The organism is Streptomyces sp. 8K308 (assembly GCF_004348315.1).
In the GTDB taxonomy this organism is placed as follows: Bacteria; Actinomycetota; Actinomycetes; order Streptomycetales; family Streptomycetaceae; genus Streptomyces.
Window position 1 is genome coordinate 1 of record NZ_SMKC01000357.1, and the last position, 7038, is coordinate 7038.

Genomic DNA, 7038 nt, shown 5'->3' on the forward strand with positions numbered 1-7038 from the left:
GGGCAAACCCCCTACTCGGAAGCCGCCGCTTCGCGGCGTTCCCGTTCCTCCCATTCCGCGATCACGTCGATCGGCGCCGGCGCCTTCACCAGGATGATCCACGTGAAGTAGACCGCGACGAGGAACGGCGGGATGCCGAGAGCCACCCGCAGCCAGCCGAGCTGCGTCGCGTCGCCCCAGAAGTAGATGGGGAAGGTGATCGCCGACTTCGCGAGCAGGATGCCGCCCCAGACGTAACTGGCCCGCACATAGGCCCGTTTGCGGCCCGGGTTGCGCGTGCGCCAGGACAGGTTCTCGCGGAAGACCGGGCCCAGGATGAGGCCGAGCAGCGGCACGCCGGCCAGCGCCGTGACCACGTAGGCCACCCCCAGGCCCAGGGTGTAGAGCATGCCCGGCAGGTAGAAGTTCCTCGCGTCGCCGGAGATCATCGCGAAGACCGCGCCGAAGGCGACGCCGAAGACGCCGCTCAGCGCGTGCTTGAGGGTGTCCCGCTGGATCAGCCGGGAGACGGCGAGCAGCGCGGAGATGCTGAGCGCCGCGATCGCCGAGATGTTGATGGAGCGGTTGATGGTGTAGCTGAGGACGAAGACCAGGCCGGGCACCGTCGTCTCGACCATGCCCCGCACCCCGCCGAACGCCTCGAAGAACGCGGCGCGCGTCGCCGCCTCGTCAGGCGTCTGGTCGGCGATCTCGGGCTCGGCGGGCCCGGCGGTGGTGTCGGGGCCGGCGTCGGTGCGACTCTCCGGTCTGTTCACTCGGCTACTCCTGTCCACGCGGTTGCAGCTGGTATCGGGGGTTGAACAGCACCTGCCTGCCGTGCGTCCTGACGATCCGCCCGGAGGCGACGACCGCACGGCCGGGCTCGATGCCGGCTATCGCGCGCCTGCCGAGCCACACCACGTCCAGGGAGGCCGAGCCGTCGTCGAGCTCCGCCTGCAGGGCCGGCATTCCGGCCACCGTGCGTTGCGTCACGGCACGCAGCGTGCCCGACACCCGCACCACCTCGCGACCCTCCGGGCCCTCCGCGCAGTCGCGGATCCTCGTGCAGCCCGCGTCCGCCGGCTGCTCGTCGCCGACGAGGTCGCCGCGGTCCGCGCCCTTCGCGCCCGGCCACGGGAACAGCTTCCACCGCCTCCGAGGGGGGCGGCCTTCGGCACTCATGCTCTCAGCGTAACGTGATCGACCCACGGCTCAGCGCTCGAAGCGGTAACCCATGCCCGGTTCGGTGATCAGATGGCGAGGCGCGGCCGGGTCGGCTTCCAGCTTGCGGCGCAGCTGCGCCATGTAGACCCGCAGGTAGTTGGTCTCCGTGCCGTACGAGGGGCCCCACACCTCCTGGAGCAGCTGCTTCTGGCTGACCAGCCGGCCGGTGTTGCGGATCAGCACCTCGAGCAGGTGCCACTCGGTGGGGGTGAGCCGGACGTCCCTGCCCTGCCGGTGGACCTTCTTGGCTGCCAGGTCGACCGTGAAGTCCTCCGTCTCGACGGTCGGCTCGTCCTCGGCCGCGCCGCTCGGCTCGGCGCGCCGCACGGCGGCTCGCAGCCGCGCCAGCAGCTCGTCCATGCCGAAGGGCTTGGTGACGTAGTCGTCGGCCCCCGCGTCCAGCGCCTCGACCTTCTCGTCCGAGGTGTGTCGCGCGGACAGGACGATGATCGGCACCCGGGTCCAGCCCCGGATGCCGGTGATCACGTCGACGCCGTCCATGTCGGGCAGGCCGAGGTCGAGGATGACCACGTCCGGGTGCCGGTCGACGGCGAGCCGCAGCGCCGCGGCGCCGTCCTCGGCGGTGTCCACCTCGTACTTGCGGGCCTTGAGGTTGATCACGAGCGCGCGCAGGATCTGGGGTTCGTCATCGACTACGAGCACCCGGTGCATGGGTCGCCCTTCCTTCTGCTGATGTCTCTTCTGAGGGAGCCGGTCCCGGGATGCGGGCGGCAGGCAGGGTGATCACCATGGTCAGTCCGCCGCCCGGCGTGTCCTCGGCGTCCAGCGTGCCGTGCATGGCCTCCGTGAAGCCGCGGGCGACCGCGAGGCCAAGCCCGACGCCGTTGCCCCGGGGGGTGTCGCCGTACCGCTGGAACGGTTCGAAGATCCGTGCCTTCTCGCTGTCGGGGACGCCGGGGCCGCGGTCCACCACGCGCAGCTCGACGCGGTTGCCGAGGCTGCTGGCCCGCACCAGTACCTGGCGGTCCGCCGGGCTGTACTTGACGGCGTTCTCCACGACGTTGGCGACGACGCGTTCGAAGAGCCCGGGGTCGGCGGCGACCAGCGGCAGCGTCTCGGGGATGTCCAGGTCGACGGAGCCCTCGGGGACGCCGCCGAGCGCCGTGGGCACCACCTCGTCCAGGTACATCTCACGGATCAGCGGCTCGACGGTGCCGGTCTGCAGCCGGGACATGTCGAGGAGGTTGCCCACCAGCTGGTCCAGCCGGTCGGCGCCCTGCTCGATGCTCTCCAACAGGTCGGCCTCGTCCTCCTCCGACCAGGCCACGTCGTCCGAGCGGAGGCTGGAGACGCCGGCCTTGATGGCGGCCAGCGGGGTGCGCAGGTCGTGTGAGACGGCGGCCAGCAGCGCGGTGCGGATGCGGTTGCCCTCGGCGAGCTTGTGGGCGCGGTGGGCCTCGGACTTCAGCCGCTGCCGGTCGAGGACGGCGGCGGCGTGCAGGGCGAAGGCGGTGAGCACCCGGCGGTCCTCGGCCGGCAGCTTCCGGCCGGAGAGGGCCAGTGTGGCGTGTTCGCCGACCGGCACGTCGACGTCCGCGTCCTCGGGGGTCAGCAGCGGGCGGGCCGGGGTCTGGTCGGGCACGGAGACGCTGCCGACGCAGGTCCAGTGCCGCCGGTCGGGGTCGGTCTCGAGCAGGGCGGCCGACTCCATGCCGAAGGTCTCCCTGGCCCGCTCGAGGAGCGCGCCCAGGGTGTCCTCGCCGCGCAGCACGCTGCCGGCGAGCAGCGTCAGCGTCTCGGACTCGGCGCGCAGCCTGGCCGCCTGCTGGGTGCGGCGCGCGGAGCGGTCGACGACGGTGGCCACGGCCACCGCGATGGCGAAGAAGACGACGATGGCGACGACGTTGTGGCCCTCGGCGATGGACCACTGGTGGATGGGCCGGGCGAAGTAGAAGTTGAGCAGCAGCGAGCCGAAGGCCGCCGAGAACAGCCCGGGGAGCAGGCCGCCGACCAGGGCGGCGAGCACGGTGACGGAGAGGAAGAGCAGCACGTCGCTGGCGAACTCGGCGCCGGACTCCGGCTGGGCGAGCCCCAGGGTCAGCAGGATGGGGCCCAGCACGCCGATCAGCCAGCCGGCGACCATGCGGGAGCGGCCGAGCCTGGCGCCACGGGCGGCGGGCAGGCCGCGGCCCTTGGCGACCTCGTCGTGGGTGACGATGTGCACGTCGATGTCGGGACCCGAGTCGCGGGCGACGGTGGCGCCGACGCCTGGCCCGAAGACGTACTGCCAGGACTTGCGGCGGCTGGAGCCGAGGACGATCTGGTTGGCGTTGACGCCGCGCGCGAAGTCGAGCAGGGCGGCCGGGACCTCGTCGCCTATGACGTGGTGGAAGGTGCCGCCGAGCTGCTCGACGAGGGTGCGCTGGGCGGCCAGCTCGCGCGGCGAGGCCGAGGTGAGGCCGTCGGCGCGCGAGATGTAGACGGCCATGATCTCGCTGCCCGAGCTCTTGGCTGCCATCCGGGCGGCGCGGCGGATCAGGGTGGAGCCCTCTGGGCCGCCGGTGAGGCCGACGACCAGGCGCTCGCGGGCGTGCCAGGTGGACCGTATGCCGTGCTCGTCGCGGTAGCGGCGCAGGTAGGCGTCGACCCGGTCGGCCGTCCACAGCAGGGCGAGCTCGCGCAGCGCGGTCAGGTTGCCGGGCCGGAAGTAGTGGGAGAGCGCCGCGTCCACCTTGTCGGGGGCGTAGATGTTGCCGTGGGCCATCCGCCGGCGCAGCGCCTCGGGGGCCATGTCGACCAGCTCGATCTGGTCGGCGCGGCGCACCACGGCGTCCGGCACGGTCTCCCGCTGGCGGACGCCGGTGATCGACTCGACGACGTCGCCGAGTGACTCCAGGTGCTGGATGTTGACGGTGGAGACGACGTCGATGCCGGCGTCGAGGAGCTCCTCGATGTCCTGCCAGCGCTTCTCGTTGCGGCTGCCCGGCACGTTGGTGTGGGCCAGCTCGTCCACGAGCGCGACCTGGGGGCGGCGGCGGAGCACGGCGTCGGTGTCCATCTCCCCGAAGACGCCGTCGCGGCAGCGGATCTCCTGGCGCGGCACCTGTTCGAGGCCGTGCAGCAGCACCTGGGTGCGGGGTCGGTCGTGGTGTTCGACGAGCGCCACGACCACGTCCGTGCCACGCTCGACGCGGCGGTGGGCCTCGGACAGCATGGCGTAGGTCTTGCCGACTCCGGGGGCCGCGCCGACATAGATGCGTAGTTTGCCGCGGCGTGCCATGACCCCATTGTCGTACCTCGCCGACGAAGCACCAGGTGATCGCGGTGAGCGCGGGCGTCAGGGTCCCGTATGAATCAACACCGGGGGTGAGGGGGGCATAGTTTCCCCGTTTTGGCCCCGGTGGGACGACCGGGCCGATACGGTGACCGTTCGACTCCATAGCGTCGCAACACGGTCAGAGGTGAGTTCGATCAGCACGTCGTCGTCCAGTGCCTTCCCCGGCTCCCCGCTCAGCACCTGGCTCGGCCGGCTGCCGGCGGGGCAACTACGCGCCCTGCTCGCGGCCCGGCCCGACACGCTCCAGCCGTACGCCCCGAACGACCTCGGCGAGCTGGCCACCCGCCTGCTGGACAAGGCGTCGGTGGCCCGGGCCATGTCCCGGGTGCCGTTGCGCTGCCTACAGGTGGCCGAGGCGCTCGCCGCCTCGGGCGCCATAGGCTCGGGGGTGGCACGAGAACGACTCGCCGGTCTGCTGCGCGACGCGGACGGCGAGGGGGCGCGTGGCCTGGACCTCGCGCTGGCCGAGCTGGCGGGCCACGCCCTGGCCTGGCAGGACGAGCGCGGTCTGTGGCACCTGGCCGAGCAGGTGGCGAGGACCTGGCCGACCCCACTCGGGCTCGGCACCGGGCTCGCCGAGCTGCTCGACGAGAAGACCACCGACGAGCTATGCGGGATGGTCGAGGCCCTGGGGCTCACGGTGCCCGAGACCAGGCAGCGCCGGCTCGACACACTGCTGGCGCACCACACCGACCCGGAACTGGTGCGCGACCTGGTGGCCATGGCGCCGGCGGCCTCCCAGGAGCTGCTGCTCGCCCACAGCCGGACGGTGCGGACCGAGCCGGTGCCGAGCTCGCTCCCCGGGCTGCGCTGGGCCCTCGACCGCGGGCTGCTGGTGCGGCCGCGCTACGGGCAGGTGCCGGCCCGGATGCCGGCCGAGGTGGCGCTGATCCTGCGCGGCCCCGAGTGGCGGGCGCCGTTCGCCGCCGTGCCGCCGGCCCCGCCGCTGGTGTCGGCCCCGGCCGACGCGGTGGCCAAGGAGGCGGCCGCCTCCGCGTTCGCGTTCCTCGACCGAGCGGCCGCGGTGCTCGCCGAGTGCGCGGCGCGCCCGCCCGAGCGGCGGAAGGCCGGCGGCGTCGGCCCGCGCGAGCTGCTGCGCCTCGGCAAGGCGGCGCGCTGCGCGGAGACCGACGTCCGGCTCGCCCTCGAACTCGGCCGGGCCGCCGGGCTGCTCTGCCGGGACGAGGAGCGCTTCCCGGCCACCGCCGACTACGACGCGTGGCTCGCCGGCGACCCGGCGCACCGCGCCGCCACGCTGCTGCGCGGCTGGCGCTCGGTGCCGGCCACCCCCACCAGGACCAGGGACCGGGAGGGCAGGACGCTGCCGGCGCTGCTCGAACTCCCGCCGCGCAGGGACGTCACCATCGCCCGCCGCACCCTGCTCAACGCCGCGTCCCGACTGCCGGCCGGCAGGGGCGCCGCCGATCCGACCACGCTCGGCGCGCTGGTCTCCTGGCACCGGCCGCTGGCCGCCAGGCTCGACGAGGACACCCCGCCGTTCACCACCCTGCTGGCCGAGGCGACCCGACTCGGCGTGCTGGCCCACGGCGCGCTCTCGCCGCTCGGCACCGCGCTGCTCGCCGACGAGGAGACGGCGCTGGTCGAGGCCGCGCGGCAACTGCTGCCGGCCGCCAGCGAGCGGGCCAGGATCGGCGGCGACCTGACCGCCGTGGTGGCCGGCGCACCCTCCGCCCGCCTGGAACGCGCCCTGGACGCGGTCGCCGACCGCGAGTCGCGCGGCGCCGCCTCGGTCTGGCGCTTCACCCAGGGCAGCATCCGCCGGGGCCTGGACGCCGGCTCCACCGCCGCCTCGATCGAGGCCGAGCTGACCGGGCTCAACGGCGGCCAGCTCCCCCAACCGCTGCGCTACCTGATCGCCGACACCGCCCGGCGCCACGGCCAGCTGCGGGTGGTCTCGGCCGGCTGCGTCATCCACGCGCCGGAACCAGCCCTGCTGACCGAGATCATCTACCACCGCAAGCTTGCCCCTCTCGGTCTGCGCCAGCTGGCCCCCACAGTCCTGGTCAGCCGCACCCCGGCCCCCGAGACACTGGCCGCCCTCCGGACGGCCGGCTACGCGCCGGTCACCGAGGCGGTGGACGGCACCGTCCAGGTCGAACGCACCGAACGCCCCAAGCCGGCGCCGCAACCGGCCCGCCACGCGCCCCTTCCCGGCCAGCGCGGCTACGCGGCCTCCGTCGGCCGGCCGGAGCCGGAGCGCCTCGACCGGATCGTGGCCCAGCTGCTGGTGGCTGCGAAACGCTCCGAGGACTTCCTCCGCCAGGCGGCGCCACAGCTCTCCGCGGACGCGATCGGCGAGCTGGCGCGTGGCGTGGACACCGGCTCGCGGGTCCTGCTCGAACACCCAGACGAGCATGGCAGGCCGCGCCGCTGTGCGATGGACGAGCTGACGCTCGACCCGCCGGGGGCGCTGTACGGCTGGTGCCACGAGCATCGTCGCGATCATGACTTCACCCTCTCCCGCCTGACGAACGCCACGCCGGCCCCCTGACGGCCGTACGGCGTTCCCCCCCACC

Annotated in this window: 5 protein-coding genes; 1 reads left to right on the forward strand and 4 read right to left on the reverse strand. The window is 73.6% G+C overall.

The genetic code is table 11. The features are described 5' to 3' along the window. Positions 1-11 precede the first annotated feature (11 nt). The 4 genes from E1265_RS30990 to E1265_RS31005 all read right to left on the reverse strand — a co-directional run bounded on the left by E1265_RS30990 (position 12) and on the right by E1265_RS31005 (position 4444). Positions 12-689: a DUF3159 domain-containing protein gene (locus E1265_RS30990; RefSeq protein WP_243741239.1), complete on the reverse strand. Its 678-nt coding sequence runs from the start codon at positions 687-689 to the stop codon at positions 12-14. 70 nt (positions 690-759) lie between these two features. Next, positions 760-1161, reverse strand: a complete 402-nt coding sequence (locus tag E1265_RS30995; protein WP_132934297.1) for an OB-fold nucleic acid binding domain-containing protein — start codon at positions 1159-1161, stop codon at positions 760-762. 30 nt (positions 1162-1191) lie between these two features. Further along, positions 1192-1875 (reverse strand): response regulator, encoded by a 684-nt coding sequence (locus tag E1265_RS31000; protein WP_132934298.1) that lies wholly within the window; start codon positions 1873-1875, stop codon positions 1192-1194. Next, the gene (locus E1265_RS31005) at positions 1850-4444 is read right to left on the reverse strand and encodes an ATP-binding protein (RefSeq protein WP_132934299.1); all 2595 of its coding nucleotides are present in this window, start codon (positions 4442-4444) and stop codon (positions 1850-1852) included. The genes E1265_RS31000 and E1265_RS31005 overlap by 26 nt, the downstream gene beginning before the upstream one ends. Positions 4445-4625: 181 nt before the next feature. Here E1265_RS31005 and E1265_RS31010 point away from each other — a divergent pair, with 181 nt between their 5' ends. Further along, positions 4626-7013: a helicase-associated domain-containing protein gene (locus tag E1265_RS31010; RefSeq protein ID WP_243741238.1), complete on the forward strand. Its 2388-nt coding sequence runs from the start codon at positions 4626-4628 to the stop codon at positions 7011-7013. The last annotated feature ends 25 nt before the right edge of the window (positions 7014-7038 follow it).